The following is a 17,936-nucleotide window of genomic DNA, read 5'->3' as shown; positions in this document are numbered from 1 at the left end:
AATGGATCACCAAGAGGGAGTTAATTTTTTCTTTGCTCCGGTTTATTTATAATAAGTCACAATCCCCTCTATATTTAACCATTACTTGAAGCTTAGTTTCGCTGAGCAATTCTGGTTTGCGCCTGCGCAGGAATGATGACCTTTCTATTAGGAATCTATCAATTCTAGTGTAGTTGAATGACAATCTTTTTTCGATTTAACTGATGAGAAAGAATCTTCAACTACAATCAGACTTACAACCGCTTTGATCAACTTAATGACATTAGCCTATCAGGAGAAAATATCAGTGGAAAAAATTGCCCTTCCATTTTATGTCCCGCTCTAATAGGTGCCACGCCTTTAAGTAAGGCCTCGTCGGTATTCGATTCGGTACCGTCAGTAAATACATTTAAAACGAAAGCGCTTCTTGAGCGCGGTGATTTATTTTGGAACGAACCATGAACCATTAACGGATGGTGAAACGTAGCATATCCCTTTTTAAGTTCGATAGGGACAGGATTAAATTCTGCCTTTTGCTCTTCTGTTAAATACGGCATTAAGCCTTCCATATCTCCAGCTAAATCTGGTTTATCCAACAAGCCCCAGTTGTGGCTTTTAGGTACATAATATAAACAACCGTTTTCGGTAGTTGCATCATCCAATCCAACCCAGCAGGTTAAATGTTGCATGGGGCCAGTGCGTGTCCAATAAGAATAATCCTGGTGCCAGGCTACAACTCCTCCGTGTTTTGCTGGTTTACAGAACAACTGATCATGCCAGAAACGTACGCCTTTATTGCCTAAAATCTGACTGGCCGCCATCGCAAAGGCCGGATTCCATATTACATCATGAAAGCTTTCGGTAATGCGCCAGGCGCCTAAAGCATGAAATAAAACTGAGTTGGGATCTGCAGATTCATTGCTGTGAAATTCGTGAAACAGCCCGTTTAGCGGGTGTGCAGGATCTACAATTTCTGCTAATTCTTTGTTCAACCGCTCAACCTGCCATTCATCCAATAACTTTACATCACTAATGTATCCAAACGTCTTAAAAAAATCAAGTTGCTCGTTGCCGAGCTTGTACTGTTCCCATTCAGAAGCTTTGGTAGGCCATTTAAATAGGTCGGAAATGAGTCGGTGTTTTTTTGAGAGGTCTTGCAGATTGGGTTTGGCCATCAATTTTATACGTTTTATGGTTAGAAATTGCTCATTTATTTAAAGGTAATAAAACATTTTCCGTCATAGAACAGGCAAGGCAAATTTGATTCTAATTATTTTTCAGCCGATAAACGGTGTTTTACAATTTAATGAGTTAATGCGGTGTAACCAATTTCAGATAACAAGTGATAAATATTTAACATTGAATTAATAATCGGTCATTAGTTTTGCGGTATAAATATTTGGTTAGTATTTATAAGTTTAGGTTAGTTGATTATAAAAGCCCAGATGGATATCGGGGCTTTTTATATTTAACCCATGCGATAGAAAAACTCGTCGGCTACGATCTTTCCGTCTTTAACCTCATAAACACAGATTTCACTCATGGCCATTCTTCCATGAGCTTTATAAGTGGCATCAATGTTCATTACAATAGCAAAATGATTGTCTGCCACAATTGGTTCGGAGCACGAAGCGCTATGAATTTCTTCAACACTTTCTTCCCATTGTATGGTTTTCTTTTTAACGGCATCTTTGCCTTCTGTTAATTCCATTGGCGAGCCTTTTGGCTCTTTGCTTATAACGTTGTCGGCGTAAAGTTCATCAATGGCCTGTTCGTGTTTGCCTTCACGGCAAAGCTGTACCAATTTGTCAGCTACTTCCTGAGTATTCATATGCTTATATTTAGTTATGATCTAAGTTATCTAAAAATAAACGCTTTACCTGTTTAAAAGGTTTTAAGTTTAGGTTAACTTGAAGTGTTAATGAAGAAGATTGCAATTATTAAAATTCGTGATTGAAATTAGTCTTAGGTAAATGGGATTACAGTCACAGAAATGGATAAAATATTCATCACACAAAACATTTTAAGTTTCGCATTTCGGAGTTTAACAAATTGTTAATCCTGGCCTGCCCTTAAATTTAAACGGCTATTATTTAATGATTCATTATTTGGTTTTGTTGGTTACCAAGGCCAGGATCTCCATTAAATTGTCTATTACCACATCAGGTTTAGCTTCTTCTAATTGTTTTTGTGTATGGGCTCCAGTTGTAATACCAATGCTTAGGCCGCAACCTGCATTTTTGCCTTCTTCAATATCAATACTTGAATCTCCAACCTTAACAACCGATTTACCATCGGTAAGACCATGGTGTCTCATCGCCAATAAAATCATATCAGGTTCAGGCCTGTTCTGGCTAACTTCCGAAGCAGTAACGAGTGTATCGAATTCTGTACCTGCTTTCCAACCCAACCTGCTCAGGATAGCTTCTGCAGTAACCCTGTCATAACCTGTATTAAGCACCGAAATTATTCCTTCTTTTCGAAGTTTTTCAAAAAGTTCAATTGAACCTGGTTGAGGTAAAATTTCCTCAGTTTCATATGCCAGTTTTAGTTTACCAATAAATTCTTCATATATATCGAATACCATTGCCTCATCAAAAGAACCTTTGTAGGTTTTAAGTACCGATCTGATTGCTTCTTTCTTTTCCTTTCCAGCTGCAACAGCAAGGACCTGATCAAGGGTATAAGAAAAACCAGCGGCATTTATTGCATTCATTAGTGTTTTGTAAACTAGGTTGTTTTCGTTCACTGTAGTGCCAGCCATATCGAATACTACCATCTTAATTTCAGGGTACATTTGCTTTCTATTAAATTAGATAAATTAATTTTTTGAACTATTGTCGTCAAATATACTATCAGTATTTTTACTAAACAAATGTTTAGTAATAGTTAACATTTATATTAACATTTGTTTACTTTAGCTAAACATTAAAAGTTCACTTTTGCTTTATTGTTTCGTCAATAAGAAAATATGGATTAGAACAACCAAATTTAAATCAACAGAGAAAGATAAAAATGAAAATCGCAACCCTCATTGTTTTCAATGGATCGGGAAAGGCCCTTGAGGAAATAGAAATAGCTATTCCTGTACTTAATCCAGGTGAAATCCTAGTGCAAAACCTTTATACCACGATTTGCGGAAGCGATCTGCATACCTTCTGCGGGTTGCGGAGTGAAGCTGTTCCTACGGTTTTGGGGCACGAAATTGTGGGTAAAGTGCTGGCTTTTCATCCAGAACATAACCAGAAAGATTATTTAGGAAACCCACTTGAAATCGGCGATAGGGTAACCTGGAGCATATTTGCTTCCAACGCAGATTCGGCAAGGGCAAAAGAAGGTATGCCTCAAAAGGCTGATGGTCTATTTAAATATGGACATGCTAAAGTTACAGATGCAGATGCGCTTCACGGAGGACTTTCAACCCACTGTGTATTAAAGCATGGTACTACCGTACTTAAAATCAGTAAAGAAATTCCGCTTAAAGTTGCCGCTACAATTAATTGTGCTGTGGCAACGGTTGCAGGTGCTGTCCGTCTTTCAGGAAGCCTTCAAGGGAAAAAGGTATTAATCTCTGGTGTTGGGCTGTTGGGTTTAGTATGTGCAGCAATGTGCAGTGCCGATGGTGCAAAAGAAATCCATGTAGCGGATGTAAATGAAGGACGTTTAAAGTTAGCCGAAGCGTTCGGAGCCAATGTTCTACATCTCTTAGGCCAGAATGCAGACCTCCCAACTGATATTGATGTGGCATTTGATATGAGTGGTTCGCCAGATGCGATGGAAATGGGACTTGCAACACTTACTGTTGGTGGAACAGCAGTCTGGATCGGAGCAGTTTTTAAAACAAGGGAGGTTCAGGTTAATGCAGAGCGCATTGTTCGAAACCTCGTTACCATCAAAGGCCTCCACAATTATAACTACGAAGACTTTGTACAAGCGGTAAAGTTTATAGAAGCCAACTATGCTAAGTTTCCGTTTGAAAAACTTGTTTCAGCAGAGTTTTCTCTGGAAGATGCAGAATCTGCCTTTAATTATGCAGTGGCTGATAAGCCCATCCGAGTGGGGATAAACGTAGCCAAAAAAAACAATAATGAACAGTAATAGCGTGAGTAAACAGAAATGGAAAATGTTATTGGTAACCATGCTGTGTTACCTTTTCTTTTACACGGGCAGGCACAACTTCGGCTGGGCTGTAAAGGGCATGGCTGATTCGTTAAATATACCCTACAGTACCATTGGCTGGATTAGCTTTTGCATGTTAATCGGCTATGCCATAGGCCAGTTTATCAACGGTAATTTAGCTGATAAATTGAGCCCTAAACTGATGGTGGTAACCGGAGCTTATCTATCAATCATGACCAATATTGCAATAAGTTTTTCAAATACGGCCACCGTGATTATGATCCTTTGGGGAATCAACGGTTTTTTCCAGTCTATGGCTTGGGCACCAGGTGCGAAACTGATCAATAATTGGTGGGACGAACATGAGCGGGGCAAGGCATTTGGCTTTTATACCATGGCAGCTGGACTATCTTCTGCAGTAACTTACCTTATTTCAATTGTGCTCTTGCAACAGGGAATTGAATGGCGAATGCTATTCCGCTTACCCGTACTACTGTTATTGGTTACGGCAACCGTATTTCTGATTATTGCAAAGGATCGGCCTGATGTTGAAGATAATGATGGCCATCAGCCACTGGCCAAAGATAAATCAGATTGGCTCGACCGTTATAAGGAAGCATTCAGAAATAAAAATTTTTTGCTTACCTCTTTATCTTTCGGTTTTGAGAGTATGGCCCGTTATGGACTGATATTTTGGGTTCCAGTTCATTTTTTGGGTAAAAACTGGAAAGATAACCCTGGCAATATCTGGGTTACATTTTTATTGCCCGTTGGTATGGCCATTGGTGCATTATGTTTTGGTGTTTTATCTGATACCCTTTTTAAAGGAAACCGGTTAAAAGCCATCGTAGTTGGAATGTCGGCAAGTGCAATCCTTTCACTTCTTATTTTTATTGTGCCTACCCAACAAATCATTCTCAGTAGTATTTTAATGCTTTTAACAGGTTTCTTTGTATACGGACCACAGGCTTGTTACTGGCCTTTAAGTCCAGATATGTTGGGTAATAGGCTTACAGGTACAGGGATAGGGATTATGAATATGTGCGGTTATCTGTTTGCAGCAATTGGTGAGCCATTTTTGGGCTATGTAATTGATATTACTGGCGATAGCAACAACATTTTTATTGTAACTGCGCTAGCCTGTGTATTGTCTGCTTTAATTGCGTTTTTTGTTTCCAGATCTAAGCCAATCAAAGTAGCATAATGTTTTAAGTTAAGGTACAACAATGCGGTTGTTACCTGAGCCAGAAGTAATTTTTACCTCCGGAATAATTTTAAAGTCTTTTTTATAATAATTTATGAGTTTGAAAGGGATAAGTAAGACTACAGTAGGAAATTTGATCGGTCTTCTTGATCAGCTTGAAGAACTGGAAAGAATGATCGGAACTGATCTTGATGGATGCGATGAAATTAAAAAACTTAAACAGGAACTAATCGAAATCTACCAGAAATATGAACATATGGTACGCGAGATAACCGATCAAATTGGTGTATATCAGGATCTTTATGCGAAGATCAGGTTTAGGTTTGTGCCCGAAAAACTAAAATCTTTAAGACGAATTATTCCGCAGGATAGTTATGAATTTACGGTGCTCAAAGAAAGTATTCAAAAAAGCCACTTAACTTAAGTGCTGATAGGAGTAGTTAATTGTAAAATCGAAAAATCAGCATTAGTCGGATCAGCCTGTGCATCCGCCAGTACGATTTACGTGAATCATTAAAATGATCTCTGGTTTTCTAGGTATTGATCATGTGATAATAAGTATGGTTTGTTTTAAATTATAAAGCTTGATATAAAAATGTTGTTCGTTTCTAAAATAATGCACTTCTATTTTTTTTATCCTTCCCGAATATGATTCGTATGTAATATAGTCACCCTCCTTGAGCGTTTGAAGCTCAGCACGGCTGGTCCATCTTTGTATTCTCATGTTTGTGATAAACTGGCTCCTATAACAGGGCTAATATTAAGGATTGCTGAGGGAGAGCGCCCTTTTTAACAGGATTTTTACCCCGTTATTTGTCAGTAATGGCTTTTATTTACTCACATAGAACATAATATAATTGCTGGCAAGAATATACTTTTCTATAGCACAACTTAAAAAAATGTAAAGCAAATTGTCCGTCAATTGTGAAGTGCAATAAACCGCTAATTCCATAATTTGCATTGATTAATTGTCGAACATGAAAAATAAAAGTTTGCCACTTTTATGGGCTATTTTATTTATTTGTTTTAGCTGTAACTCAATTCAGAGTTTGACGGCTTCTCACGCTATCAGTAAAACTGGTGAACAAATAAAGGATGGTGAGAGAATAGATGGCAACCAGTTAATTGATTCACTTTTGGCCGATCGGTTTAGTTACAACAAATCGCTGATTAAAGATGGTTTTAATTCAAAAAAACAGCTACCAAAACCCACAACAATCATTACCAATACTCCACTCAAAACCATATCGTTCAATGGATTAAATTATTTAGTCAAGGATGATAAAGTTGTTGACATTAAAGGACTTAAGCTATCCGTATCAGCACTGTCTATACTAACCGAAAAGTTGGCAAGCTTAGATCAGATTCAGCAGTATTGTAGTGAAAAAGCAAACCTGGAATACCAACAGAAAAATCGCGATATGAATGCCATTAAAACATTGGACCGTCAGTATTTTGCAGCACTGAATACCTTAAAAAATATCACCTCAAGCATAGCCATCGAAGCCAGAAAACGAAACGCATCTATATCGATAGAAATGTTGCTAGCCAAAATCGAGCTACCTGATATCAAGAATACCCGGATGAAAACTAAGCGTAATTATGTAGCCAAAATTGAATAATATCAGATGAAGTGATACAAGAATACCACATCACCCACATATGCTGGTTTGGGTTGGTCCTTAATCACAAGCGTAGCTTGAATCGTAACTTTAGTTATTCCCCTCAAATTGCTAATGCAATTTAATTTTGCTTTTAGTTGCACTTCACTATCCACTAAAACTGCCTGGCCAAATTTAAAACGTTCAATGCCATAATTGATTTCCATTTTAATATTACGGACATCCGCAATCTGCTTCCATAAATATGGAATTAAAGATAATGTTAAATATCCATGCGCTATTGTTGCCTTAAATGGTCCTTCATTTTTAGCTTTTTCTGGATCGGTGTGTATCCATTGATGATCTAAGGTTGCATCGGCAAATTTATCAATCTGTTCCTGGTCTATAGTATGCCATTGCGAAACACCTAGTTCTTTACCAAGATGCGATTCATACTCTTCAAAATTATTAATCACCAACATATATTCTGTTTATAGGATTAGTACTGTTACAACTCCTTTAGGTACAACAATCCTTCAGGTATTATAGTTTCATTCACTTTTTTGTATTCAATGATAATCATAATAACGGTGTATTTGCAGGATATGGTTGAAAATATTCAAAAGATTTTTCTGCTCATTTTGCCTTGATTTGTGAACAACAAGTGCAGGTTGTTTATAATCAGTTAGATAAGTATAACCACTGTTTATTCTCACCCTATTAAATTTTAAAAGACAACAGGAAATGAAAGATGCTAATAATCTGACCAATGGGCTAACAAATGGGGCTGGGGGGGAATGCTGTATGGGGTGAGAATATAAGATGGGAGATATAAAATTTATGATGGAATGCCTTCCTAACTATGATTCGAGTTCGGAGAAAAAATGCCCTTCACTTAACGCTAAGCACTTTTAAGCTTTGCTTAATTGTTTTGATTTTTAAGTTGATTAAATATTATCTAAATATTTAATTTGATATATTTAAATTAAAATTTAGATTTGTCTAAAATTATATTTAGATAAACCATTCTTGTTCATGAAATCATTCTTATCCTACTGCTTTTGTTTTTTTATATCACTAAGTGCCATCGCGCAAAAAGTTGTGGTTAAAGGTTTGGTCACCTCTCAAAATGAACCAGTAGAAAATATTACCATTAAAATTTTAGGATCTAATGGGACCACCAAATCAAATGTTTCCGGTACCTATCAATTAGGAGGTATTTCATCTGGAAATTATGACCTCATTTTTTCGGGCATAGGTTATCAATCCAAAAGAATTAAAGTAACGCTAAAAGGAGATACCGCACTGGTTAACGTTGATCTGCTCAGCTTAGCATCTGATTTAGGCGATGTGGTAATTACAGGGGTTAACCGGGCCACACAGTTGCGCAAAAGTCCTGTGCCTATTGCCGTGCTTTCCAAAAAATCAATGGACCAAAATGTAAATACAAACCTGATAGAAGCCATTGTAAAGGGCGTTCCGGGCATTACGGCTGTTACCACAGGGCCAAATGTTTCTAAACCTTTTATTAGAGGTTTGGGGTATAATCGTGTGTTAACTTTGTATGATGGTTTACGGCAGGAGGGACAGCAATGGGGCGATGAACATGGTATTGAGGTAGATGAATATGGTATTACCAGGGCCGAAGTGGTAAAAGGCCCGGCCAGCTTAACTTATGGTTCTGATGCACTGGCTGGGGTAATTAATATGATTCCTTATACACCGAATTTTGAAGATGGTAAGCTAAAAGGCGATTTTACTTTAAACTACCAAAGCAACAATGGTATGATCGGTTCTTCGCTCGGACTAGCCTACATTAAAAACGATTGGAAATACACGTTTAGGGCAACTGGGAAAACAGCACATAATTACCAAAACAAAATTGATGGACTGGTTTACGGAACAGCATTTAGGGAATACAATTTGTCGGCCAGTGCCAGGGTAGACAAAGCCTGGGGTTTTTCTAAAACTGCCATTACCTACTATGATAATTTAATGGAAATTCCTGATGGAAGCAGAGATTCTTTATCGCGGCGATTCACCAGGCAGGTTTTGGATGATGGAGATGATATTAAAAACAGACCTATTGTGCCTGAAAGTGATCTGAATGCCTACTCCATTAATCCTTTACATCAGCACATTCAACATTATCGGTTTTATAACACCAGTCAGTTTAAATTTGGAACAAGTGATTTAAATTTGTTGATTGGCGGACAGCAAAGTGTAAGGAGAGAATATAATCACCCAACATTGCCAAGTCAGGCCGGACTTTATGTAGTGTTAAACACTTTTAATTATGATCTTAAATACAACCTGCCCGATTTTGCCGGTATCGAAAGTACAATTGGGGTAAATGGCATGTACCAGGGAAACAGGAGCAAGGCTGCTACCGATTTTCCTATTCCCAATTATGATCTTTTCGATATCGGTGCTTTTTATTTCGCAAAGAAATCAATGGGTAAAATTGATGTTTCCGGAGGAATCAGGATAGACAGAAGGAATATACACTGGAATGATTTTTATGTAGGTACAGATGCACAAACAGGTTTTGGCAAACAGGTGAGCTCGACTGATGCCACTGGAAAATTGCAGTTCCCTTCTTTTAATAAAAACTATTATGGCTTGTCAGGAAGTTTGGGTTTAACCTATAATATTTCTGAAAAGCTGCTTATTAAAGCCAATATTGCCAGGGGATACCGTGCACCAAACATTACAGAAATTGGCTCTAATGGATTAGATCCTGGTGCACATATTGTGTATTTGGGCAACAGGACCTTTAAACCAGAATTTAACCTGCAGGAAGATATTGGCATTATTGCTTATTTAAAAGATGCTGAAATAAGTATGGAACTGTTTAATAACAATATTCAGAATTACATTTATCAATCGCGCTTAACCGATGTCAACGGAAATCCAGTGGTTATCGTTCCTGGAAACTTAACTTACCAGTATCAGCAGTCGAAAGCAAGGTTATATGGTGCAGAAATTTCGGTAAATCTACATCCTTCAACTATAAAATGGTTAACTTTTAACAATAGTTTGGCTTATGTTGTAGGGTTGAACCAGAATCAGGAATTATTAAATAAACATGGTAGGGAAGCTAAATACCTGCCTTTTATTCCGCCATTGCAGGTGAGAACCGAGATCAAGGCAACTGCTCAAAAGGCTATAGGAATTTTTGATAAGCCATATATTAAAATTGACGCTGCTTTTTTCGCTGATCAGGATAAATTTTATGCTTTAGATGATACCGAAACCTTTACGCAAGGTTATACCTTAATCAATGGAGGAATTGGATCAACACTCAAAACTAAAAAAGGAAAGACCTTATGTGATATTTTTCTTCAGGCAGATAATATTTTCAATATCTCATACCAATCAAATTTAAATCGATTAAAATATTTCGAATATTATAAACCTTCGGCAAATGGCAGATCAGGAATTTATAATATGGGAAGGAACTTAAGTTTTAAAGTTATTATTCCGATTTAAGAAGAGAAAATATAAGATGATACGGTTTATAGATCATGGTTGATAGTTAATAGCTTATGATTAATAAAATATCTGCAGATAGAAATTTGGATAATGGCTGCAAACAATTGACCATAAGCTTCTAATAAAACTATAACAAGGTTATATAATCATGTTTTAGGGTTAAATGTTTCGTTTAGGAAATGGGAGGTATTTATATCTTCCATTTTCTTTTTGCCATAAAACCTTTTTTCTATCAACTGTTCCATCTTATGGACTATGGACTATGGACTATGGACCAATAAACTATTTTGCCTATTTTTACCCTATATGGAACCCTCTTTAAGCGAACAGCGTTTAACTTTTTTAAGGCAATCAATTGGCAAGGTAATTACCAATTCGCCCTCTAACTTTATGAACTGGCTGGCTCCTGTTTTAGTTAAGGCAGAGCATGGCATATTGGTTTGCCGGTATACTATCCGTAAAGAAATGACCAATCCTTATCAAATTTTACATGGTGGTGTAACAGCAGGCATTATTGATGATCTGATTGGTGCAACTGTTTTTACGATGGGATTAAACGAACGTTATACCACTGTAAATAATTATATCGATTATTTTGCCCCTGCAAGCGAAGGCGACGAAGTTGTTGCAGAAACCTCAATCGTAAAAAGAGGGCGCACCATATTAAATCTGCAATGCGAAATATTTTTACCCTCAAAAAAGCGTTTAATAGCTAAAGGCTATTCGAATATGTTAAACATAGGTTAAGTTTTTTCTGATAGCTTAAGAATTAATTGTTAATTCCTTTAAATTAACGAAACATTCTCATTTATAATTTGTTGTAGATTAACCTAAAATATAATGAGCCATGTTAGAAAATTATTCCACCCTGCAATTCATCGTGAGAGGCAAAATTTTTAAGGGATTTTGCATGCGTATTCAAGATGATTTTCACGAAACTTATGCTGTTGTTTTAGACGGTTACCATTCTTTTTGTATCTGGTTAGATAATAAAACAGAAACATGGTGTGCTTCTAAAAACGTAGCGATTGATCCTGATGCTATTGATGAAATCATTAACAGAATATCTATCCCCCAAACATCTTGCTAAAATTGCGTAATAAAAATGTTGCAGCATAAATTCTGCCATTGATCTGCAGGATTTTGCTGTTTTATGCGGTATTTTTCCTTTTTTCTTGTCTACTTTCTGCAAAACCAGGTTCATAATGGGTTTTGATAGGTTAAATTGTGTATTTTAACAACAACTTAACTAATCAATTAACCTAAATCTTTCATTATGAACAAAAAATTACTAATGCTATTAGGAATTTTAGCGTGTTACGTAGTTTCCTATGCCCAAACCACTGTAAAGGGCAAGGTAACTGACGAAAGCAACGTTGGCATTCCGGGCGTAAGTGTGCTGGTTAAAGGCAGTACAACCGGCGCTTCTACAGGCGGTGATGGTTCTTACAGCATTACTGTTCCATCAAATAATGTTACACTGGTTTTTAAATCAATAGGCTTTGTTACCCAAGAGATAGCTGTTGGTGGCCGAACACAGGTTGATGTGAAACTCTTATCCGATTCCAAAGAACTTTCCGAAGTAGTTGTAACAGCTTTAGGAATTAAGAGATCTGAAAAATCGATCGGTTATGCCACCCAAAAGGTTGATGGTAATGCATTAACCATGACCAAAGAAACCAACGTAATTGGTTCGTTAGCTGGTAAAATAGCTGGTGTTCAGGTAACTGGTTCATCAGGTGCAAGTTTAGGTGGAACGCAAAAAATTAAGATCAGAAGTGTAAATTCATTAACTGGTGGTGGCTCACCTTTAATGGTGGTGGATGGCACACCCATTACACAGAATAATTTTGCTGGAGGCGAAAATGGTGTCGATTATGGAAATACCTCTCAAGATATTAATCCCGATGATATTGAGTCGATCAATGTTTTAAAAGGACCAGCTGCGTCTGCGCTGTATGGTATAAGAGGGCAATATGGTGTGCTATTAATTACCACTAAAAAAGGGGGGAAGGGAGCCAAAATGCAGATTGATATCAGTTCTGCCTATACTATAGATAAAATTGGAAACTTTTTGCCATTACAGAACATTTACGGGGTAGGAAATAGCCAGGTTTTTTCTAAACTGACCAATGGACAAAATTATGTAAATGGAAATGATGAAAGCTGGGGTCCAAAAATGGACGGTACTCCGATCAGAAAAATCAACAGCTTTTATCCACAGGATCCAGAGTATGGCCAACTAAGTCCGTTTGAACCGCAACCGAACAATATTAAAGATTTTTTTGAAACAGGCCAAAATGTAAATAATGGAATATTTCTTACTGGTGGTTCAGAAAATTCTACTTTTAAAATCGGTTATACTAATGCTTATGCAAAAGGGACTATTCCAAATACCTGGTTAAAAAGAAATAATCTAAGTTTAAGCACCACTTTCGATTTAACTAAAAAGCTTACGGTAGGTGCCAATGTAAACTACGCCAATAATTCAGGACAAAGGCCAACACAAGGTTATCAGGGTTCATTTACTGGTGCTGTGCAATGGTTTCAGCGTAACTTAGATGTTAATACACTTAGAAATTACAGGTATGCTGATGGTACTATTTTAAACTGGAATGTAAATCCAAACACAGCGGGTGTAATTACCACCAATAAGCCTAGTGATTGGAACAATCCATTTTTTGATGCTTATGAAGTACTAAATAACGATGATCGTAACCGTTTATTTGGTGATGTAAATCTGAGTTACCAGCTATTACCAGAATTAAAAATCAGTGGTTTTGTTCGTTCAGATATGTTTAGTCAAAATATTACACACAAAGAGCCTCTTGGTGGTCGGAATTTAGATAACTATGCCATTACCAAAGCAGATGGAATAGATAATAATTATGAATTTTTAGCTCAGTTCAATAAGAATATTAACGATTTTTCGATCAACATCAATGCAGGTGCCAATCTTTACACCACCAAATTTACCCAAACATCGCAATCAACAGTTGGAGGTTTATCCAGTCCAAACACTTATACCATTGCTGCTTCTGTAGATCGGCCAAACAGTAGTTCGTATCTCCGCCAGAAACAGGTAAGAAGTATTTACGCCATGGGTTCGTTCGGTTACAAGGATACCTATTTTCTTGATGCATCTATCCGCAATGATATATCATCGGCCTTACCAGCTGCAAATAACTCTTATTGGTACCCATCTGTTTCAGGAAGTTTTTTATTTAGTAACCTGATCAAATCAAAAGTGCTTACTTATGGTAAATTAAGGGCGAGTTACGCTATTGCAGGTTCTGATTTTGATCCTTTCCAAACTGCAATTACCTATGCTTTTGGTAGCCCATATCCTGCAGCAAGTGGAACAATAAGCTCTTTAACGGTACCAGATATTTTAAAAAATCCTGACCTTAAACCATCATTTGCCAATTCCTATGAAGCAGGGGTAGATTTAAGGTTTTTGAATAATCGGGTGGGGATGGATTTTACCTTATATCAACAGCGAAATAAAAATCAGGTGATTAATTTATCGGTGTCTGGCGCTAGTGGCTATGAAACATATGTGGTTAATGCTGGCTTGATAGAAAACAAGGGTTTAGAGCTTACATTATATGGTCAGCCCATTAAATCTAAGTTGTTTACATGGGATATTAGCATAAATTATGCAAAGAATAAAAATACCATTAAAGAATTATATCCTGGAATTGGGGTTTATCAGCTCGATCAGAATACCTATTCGAGCCAAACCATCTTTTTAAATTCTTCACTAAATCAATCTTTCGGAAATTTAGTTGGCCCAGGTTATAAACGTGATCCGGCAACTGGAGAAATACTTTTAGGTGCAGATAATATGCCTATTTCTGTAATTGGGGTCGATTTTGGAAGTGTGGTACCAAACTATACAGGCGGTATTACCAACAATTTTAAAATTTGGAAATTCGATCTTGGTGCTGCATTCAGCTTCCAGAGTGGGGGCAAGTTCTTCAGCTGGAGCCAAATGTTAGCCGCAAAATCGGGACAATCAGAAATTACAGCTGCACTTAACGATAAAGGAGTGAACGTTCGTGAACCCATTGCAAACGGTGGTGGTGTAAAAGTTTCGGGAATATCTTCAATTACAGGTCAGCCCGTTACTGCTTATGTAGATGCCAGAACTTATTATAGAACAAACCTAGGGACTAAATTTTATGATGAGTGGGTTTACGATGCATCTTATATTAAAATTCGTGAGTTAAGTTTAGGCTATAACTTCGATGCTAAGCTTTTAAGTAAAACACCATTTAAAGCTATTAAACTTTCGGCGGTGGCACGTAACCCGGTAATGATCTGGCAAAAAGCGCCTAAAGGTGTCGACCCTTCAGAGCTTTCTTCTGGAAGCTCAGCCATTAGCTGGATTGAAAAAGGAGAACTGCAAACGGTACGTTCTTTTGGTTTAACCTTAAACGTGAAATTTTAAATCTTAAGACCATGAAAAAATTACATCAATCAATATACTATTGCTTAATGGTTTTAACCTTATCAAGCAGTTGTAATAAATTTAAGGATTCGATTAATACTGATCCAAATAATCCTACGAAAGCATCGGGAACGCAGTTGATTGCCAATTCAGAGCAATTTTTACCAACGTTAAGTTCTTCTCCATACGGTGTTCATTATCCACAATATTTATCTAATACCTCTTTTCCTGACAATTCCAGATATGTAACCACTAATTTTAATTTTTATGGTTTATACCAAGGGCCATTGATCAATCTAGAGAATGTTATAACCAATACCAGCCTTGATGCGAGTGAAGGGCCAATTGCCAACCAGGTAGCAGTAGCTAAAATATTAAAAGCCTATTTTATGTGGCATGCAACAGATCGATGGGGGGCTTTACCATATAGTGAGGCACTAAAAGGAAAAGACAACTTTACACCTAAGTACGATTCTCAACAAAGTATTTACAATAATCTTTTCGCACTGCTCGACGAGGCAAATGCCGGTTTTGTTAATGGTAACTTAAAAAATGATATTGTTTATGGTGGCGATGTTGCTAAATGGAAACGTTTAGGCAATACCATTCATTTGTTAATGGCGTTGCGTTTAAGCAAAGTTGACCAAACAAAAGGAAGTGCCGAATTTAATAAGGCCATCGCCAATGGGATTATGACAGCTAATACCGATAATTTGGCCTACCCTCATTTGGCTGTTACTGCACAGGAGAATTATTGGTATAATTCATTCACCGTACTCAGCAGAAACTGGTTCGCGGTGAGTAAGCCAGTTGTAGATTTTATGAAGCCTTTAAATGATCCACGATTACCAATTTTCGCAACAAAGAATACTGCTGGAGATTATGTTGGTCTAGATTACGGTTTATCTACAACAGTTACGCCAGGCAATTATTCGTTATTGGGGACAGCAATACGTCAACAAAATTCTCCGGTTTATTTAGTTACTTACGCACAAGCTTTATTTGCATTGGCTGAAGCAGCAAAAAGGACCTGGATTGCCGGTGGTGATGCTGTTGCAAAAACAAATTACGATCTGGCCATTGAACAATCTATAAGACAATGGAATAACAATGATATCAGTGGATTAGCTGCCTATAAATTAAATGCTTCAGTAATATACAACCCACTTACTGCATTAGAGCAGATTGGAAATCAGCGTTGGGTGCATTTATTTATGCACGGTTATGAGGGCTGGGCCGAATGGCGCAGAACTGGTTTCCCCAGCTTTTTGGTTCCAGCACCAAACAACAACAACAAACCGATACCAAGAAGAGAAGGTTATCCCACGCAAGAACAGGCTAATAATACCGAGAATTACAAAGCCGCAATTGCAGCCTTTCCTTATCTTGGTAGTGATGATTTAAATGCTCGAGTTTGGTGGGATAAACCTTAAAACAATACTGTATTAGCGTTTAAATACAGCTCTTGTTTATATTAAAATCCCTGCCAGATAATTTTCTGGCAGGGATTTTTTGTAGCTGTTAAACGCTTTCTTTGTCATGCTGAATGCAATGGGTGAATCAGTCTCGCAATAATGATAGATGGATCAACACACTAATGACTAATAAACCAATGACCAATGAACCGCGATTTACGCAAAAAACATATAACTAAGCGCTATGGCTGTACAAACCCCAACTAGATCAGCCAATAACATTGAACCAATAGCATAACGTGTATTCTTTATTCCAACAGATCCAAAGTAAACCGCTACTACATAGAAAGTGGTATCAGACGCACCTTGAAAAACACCAGACAGTTTACTGGCAAATGAATCTGGTCCGCTGGAAATCATGGTGCTTACCATCATTCCTCGGGCGGCACCACCGCTTAAAGGCCTGATTAAAGCTGTGGGCAGCGCATCAACAAATTTGGTGTCGGCTCCTAAAAACACAAACATGTTTTTAATCCCGCTCATGATTACATCGAAAGTTCCACTGGTTCTCAACATGCTTACTGCAACTAAAATTCCAACTAAATAGGGGATAATTTTCAGTGCAGTTTCAAATCCGCCTTTGGCGCCATCAATAAATGCATCAAAAACATCAATTTTTTTATACAGTGCACCCAATACAATCAATAAAAAGATCAATAAAATTATTCCACCGCTTAACAAGCCTGAAAATGATTTTATGCTTTCTGCATTTAACTTACTTACGTACCAAACCAGTAAGCCAACCAGTGCCGAGATACTTAATACCCAGGTAATGATAACAGGTTGAAGTAAGTTTATCTTTTGTTTAAAGGATACAATGAGCATTGCAGCCATGGTACCTACAAAAGTTACAATCAAACACGGGATGAAAATATCAGTTGGGTCCTGCGCATTTTGAGTCGACCTAATGGCAATTACACTAACGGGAATTAGGCATAAGCCGGCAGCATGCAAGCATAAAAACATAATCTGCGAATTGCTGGCAACATCCTTATTTGGATTAAGCTCCTGCAAACTTTCCATCGCCTTGATACCAAATGGGGTGGCTGCATTATCCAAGCCCAACAAATTGGCAGAGAAATTCATGATCATATGTCCCATAGATGGGTGCCCTTTCGGAATTTCGGGAAAGAGTTTCGAAAAGAAAGGTCCAATAATTCTGGATAATAAACGGATACCGCCTGCTTTTTCGGCGATGCTCATTAGCCCCATAAATAAAGCCAGTGTTCCAATTAATTTAATACAAAGATCCACCGCTATCCAGCAGGTTTCGATAATGCCGTCTAATTTTAAAGGGTTTAATGGATCGGATGATTTGCCGATTACCATCCAGTTAAAAATATCGCTATGTCCGAAAAAGAAACATTTAATACTTGCTACAACAATAGCCACGATAATAAATGCTGACCAAATTCTGCTTAATGCCATTAGGATTGTTTAGTTTTATTTGAAGGGGTTAAAATACCTTTTTTAGTCGAAAGTTCATAGCGGGAGAGCCCGGAGTCGGCAGTCTTTAGTCCGAAGTCAGCTTATGCAAGCTAAATAATGGGTTATGGTCAATAGTTTAATGGTTGATTGCTAAGGTCCTTATAAACTGTTATGCCGTTAGC

The 17,936-nt window shown here is 37.4% G+C and carries 14 protein-coding genes; 9 read left to right on the top strand and 5 right to left on the bottom strand.

The genetic code is table 11. From position 1 onward, the window contains the following. Nucleotides 1-248: 248 nt before the first annotated feature. The 3 genes from AC1RJ8_RS01260 to AC1RJ8_RS01250 all read right to left on the bottom strand — a co-directional run bounded on the left by AC1RJ8_RS01260 (nucleotide 249) and on the right by AC1RJ8_RS01250 (nucleotide 2,776). Nucleotides 249-1,154, bottom strand: coding sequence for a phytanoyl-CoA dioxygenase family protein (locus AC1RJ8_RS01260; RefSeq protein ID WP_492952150.1), 906 nt, complete (start codon nucleotides 1,152-1,154; stop codon nucleotides 249-251). 293 nt (nucleotides 1,155-1,447) lie between these two features. Continuing rightward, nucleotides 1,448-1,810 carry a SnoaL-like domain-containing protein gene (locus AC1RJ8_RS01255; protein ID WP_492952151.1) on the bottom strand — a complete coding sequence of 121 codons (363 nt, stop codon included), beginning with the start codon at nucleotides 1,808-1,810 and terminating at the stop codon, nucleotides 1,448-1,450. Nucleotides 1,811-2,083: 273 nt separating this feature from the next. Then, nucleotides 2,084-2,776 carry a phosphonatase-like hydrolase gene (locus tag AC1RJ8_RS01250; RefSeq protein ID WP_492952152.1) on the bottom strand — a complete coding sequence of 231 codons (693 nt, stop codon included), beginning with the start codon at nucleotides 2,774-2,776 and terminating at the stop codon, nucleotides 2,084-2,086. A gap of 218 nt (nucleotides 2,777-2,994) precedes the next feature. On the opposite strand from AC1RJ8_RS01250, the gene AC1RJ8_RS01245 reads away from it, so the two are divergent. The 4 genes from AC1RJ8_RS01245 (at nucleotide 2,995) to AC1RJ8_RS01230 (ending at nucleotide 6,924) form a co-directional block, all read left to right on the top strand. Further along, nucleotides 2,995-4,077, top strand: coding sequence for a zinc-binding dehydrogenase (locus tag AC1RJ8_RS01245; RefSeq protein ID WP_492952153.1), 1,083 nt, complete (start codon nucleotides 2,995-2,997; stop codon nucleotides 4,075-4,077). Beyond that, the gene (locus AC1RJ8_RS01240; protein ID WP_492952154.1) at nucleotides 4,067-5,302 is read left to right on the top strand and encodes an MFS transporter; all 1,236 of its coding nucleotides are present in this window, start codon (nucleotides 4,067-4,069) and stop codon (nucleotides 5,300-5,302) included. Before AC1RJ8_RS01245 ends, AC1RJ8_RS01240 begins: the two co-directional genes overlap by 11 nt. Nucleotides 5,303-5,396: 94 nt before the next feature. Further along, nucleotides 5,397-5,726, top strand: coding sequence for a hypothetical protein (locus AC1RJ8_RS01235; protein ID WP_492952155.1), 330 nt, complete (start codon nucleotides 5,397-5,399; stop codon nucleotides 5,724-5,726). A gap of 553 nt (nucleotides 5,727-6,279) precedes the next feature. After that, nucleotides 6,280-6,924: a hypothetical protein gene (locus tag AC1RJ8_RS01230; RefSeq protein WP_492952156.1), complete on the top strand. Its 645-nt coding sequence runs from the start codon at nucleotides 6,280-6,282 to the stop codon at nucleotides 6,922-6,924. Between the two features lie 2 nt (nucleotides 6,925-6,926). On the opposite strand, the gene AC1RJ8_RS01225 is transcribed toward AC1RJ8_RS01230, so the two are convergent. Further along, entirely contained in the window at nucleotides 6,927-7,385 is a 459-nt protein-coding gene (locus tag AC1RJ8_RS01225; protein WP_492952157.1) for a MaoC family dehydratase, read from the bottom strand. A gap of 553 nt (nucleotides 7,386-7,938) precedes the next feature. Between AC1RJ8_RS01225 and AC1RJ8_RS01220 the strand changes: the two genes are divergently transcribed. The 5 genes from AC1RJ8_RS01220 (at nucleotide 7,939) to AC1RJ8_RS01200 (ending at nucleotide 16,284) form a co-directional block, all read left to right on the top strand. Further along, nucleotides 7,939-10,395, top strand: a complete 2,457-nt coding sequence (locus tag AC1RJ8_RS01220; protein WP_492952158.1) for a TonB-dependent receptor — start codon at nucleotides 7,939-7,941, stop codon at nucleotides 10,393-10,395. A gap of 309 nt (nucleotides 10,396-10,704) precedes the next feature. Beyond that, entirely contained in the window at nucleotides 10,705-11,145 is a 441-nt protein-coding gene (locus AC1RJ8_RS01215) for a PaaI family thioesterase (RefSeq protein ID WP_492952159.1), read from the top strand. 100 nt (nucleotides 11,146-11,245) lie between these two features. Then, nucleotides 11,246-11,488, top strand: coding sequence for a hypothetical protein (locus tag AC1RJ8_RS01210; protein WP_492952160.1), 243 nt, complete (start codon nucleotides 11,246-11,248; stop codon nucleotides 11,486-11,488). Nucleotides 11,489-11,674: 186 nt separating this feature from the next. Then, nucleotides 11,675-14,851: a SusC/RagA family TonB-linked outer membrane protein gene (locus AC1RJ8_RS01205; RefSeq protein ID WP_492952161.1), complete on the top strand. Its 3,177-nt coding sequence runs from the start codon at nucleotides 11,675-11,677 to the stop codon at nucleotides 14,849-14,851. Nucleotides 14,852-14,862: 11 nt separating this feature from the next. Next, the gene (locus tag AC1RJ8_RS01200) at nucleotides 14,863-16,284 is read left to right on the top strand and encodes a SusD/RagB family nutrient-binding outer membrane lipoprotein (RefSeq protein ID WP_492952162.1); all 1,422 of its coding nucleotides are present in this window, start codon (nucleotides 14,863-14,865) and stop codon (nucleotides 16,282-16,284) included. A 198-nt stretch (nucleotides 16,285-16,482) separates the two neighbouring features. Here the strand turns inward: AC1RJ8_RS01200 and AC1RJ8_RS01195 are convergent, their stop codons facing one another. Continuing rightward, on the bottom strand, nucleotides 16,483-17,754 hold the full coding sequence (locus AC1RJ8_RS01195; protein ID WP_492952163.1) for a nucleoside recognition domain-containing protein: 1,272 nt from the start codon (nucleotides 17,752-17,754) through the stop codon (nucleotides 16,483-16,485). Nucleotides 17,755-17,936 lie beyond the last annotated feature (182 nt).

The organism is Pedobacter sp. GW822-FHT03F06 (genome assembly GCF_058801365.1).
Note: the sequence above shows the minus strand (reverse complement) of the source record. Positions and strands in the feature narration are given on the sequence as shown.

Bases quoted from the DNA above. Each gene is read 5' to 3' on its own strand.
- AC1RJ8_RS01255 (WP_492952151.1), bottom strand. From the start codon at position 1,810: ATGAATACTCAGGAAGTAGCTGACAAATTGGTACAGCTTTGCCGTGAA.
- AC1RJ8_RS01210 (WP_492952160.1), top strand. From the start codon at position 11,246: ATGTTAGAAAATTATTCCACCCTGCAATTCATCGTGAGAGGCAAAATT.
- AC1RJ8_RS01240 (WP_492952154.1), top strand. From the start codon at position 4,067: ATGAACAGTAATAGCGTGAGTAAACAGAAATGGAAAATGTTATTGGTA.
- AC1RJ8_RS01220 (WP_492952158.1), top strand. From the start codon at position 7,939: ATGAAATCATTCTTATCCTACTGCTTTTGTTTTTTTATATCACTAAGT.
- AC1RJ8_RS01200 (WP_492952162.1), top strand. From the start codon at position 14,863: ATGAAAAAATTACATCAATCAATATACTATTGCTTAATGGTTTTAACC.
- AC1RJ8_RS01235 (WP_492952155.1), top strand. From the start codon at position 5,397: ATGAGTTTGAAAGGGATAAGTAAGACTACAGTAGGAAATTTGATCGGT.
- AC1RJ8_RS01205 (WP_492952161.1), top strand. From the start codon at position 11,675: ATGAACAAAAAATTACTAATGCTATTAGGAATTTTAGCGTGTTACGTA.
- AC1RJ8_RS01260 (WP_492952150.1), bottom strand. From the start codon at position 1,154: ATGGCCAAACCCAATCTGCAAGACCTCTCAAAAAAACACCGACTCATT.
- AC1RJ8_RS01215 (WP_492952159.1), top strand. From the start codon at position 10,705: ATGGAACCCTCTTTAAGCGAACAGCGTTTAACTTTTTTAAGGCAATCA.
- AC1RJ8_RS01230 (WP_492952156.1), top strand. From the start codon at position 6,280: ATGAAAAATAAAAGTTTGCCACTTTTATGGGCTATTTTATTTATTTGT.
- AC1RJ8_RS01225 (WP_492952157.1), bottom strand. From the start codon at position 7,385: ATGTTGGTGATTAATAATTTTGAAGAGTATGAATCGCATCTTGGTAAA.
- AC1RJ8_RS01245 (WP_492952153.1), top strand. From the start codon at position 2,995: ATGAAAATCGCAACCCTCATTGTTTTCAATGGATCGGGAAAGGCCCTT.
- AC1RJ8_RS01195 (WP_492952163.1), bottom strand. From the start codon at position 17,754: ATGGCATTAAGCAGAATTTGGTCAGCATTTATTATCGTGGCTATTGTT.
- AC1RJ8_RS01250 (WP_492952152.1), bottom strand. From the start codon at position 2,776: ATGTACCCTGAAATTAAGATGGTAGTATTCGATATGGCTGGCACTACA.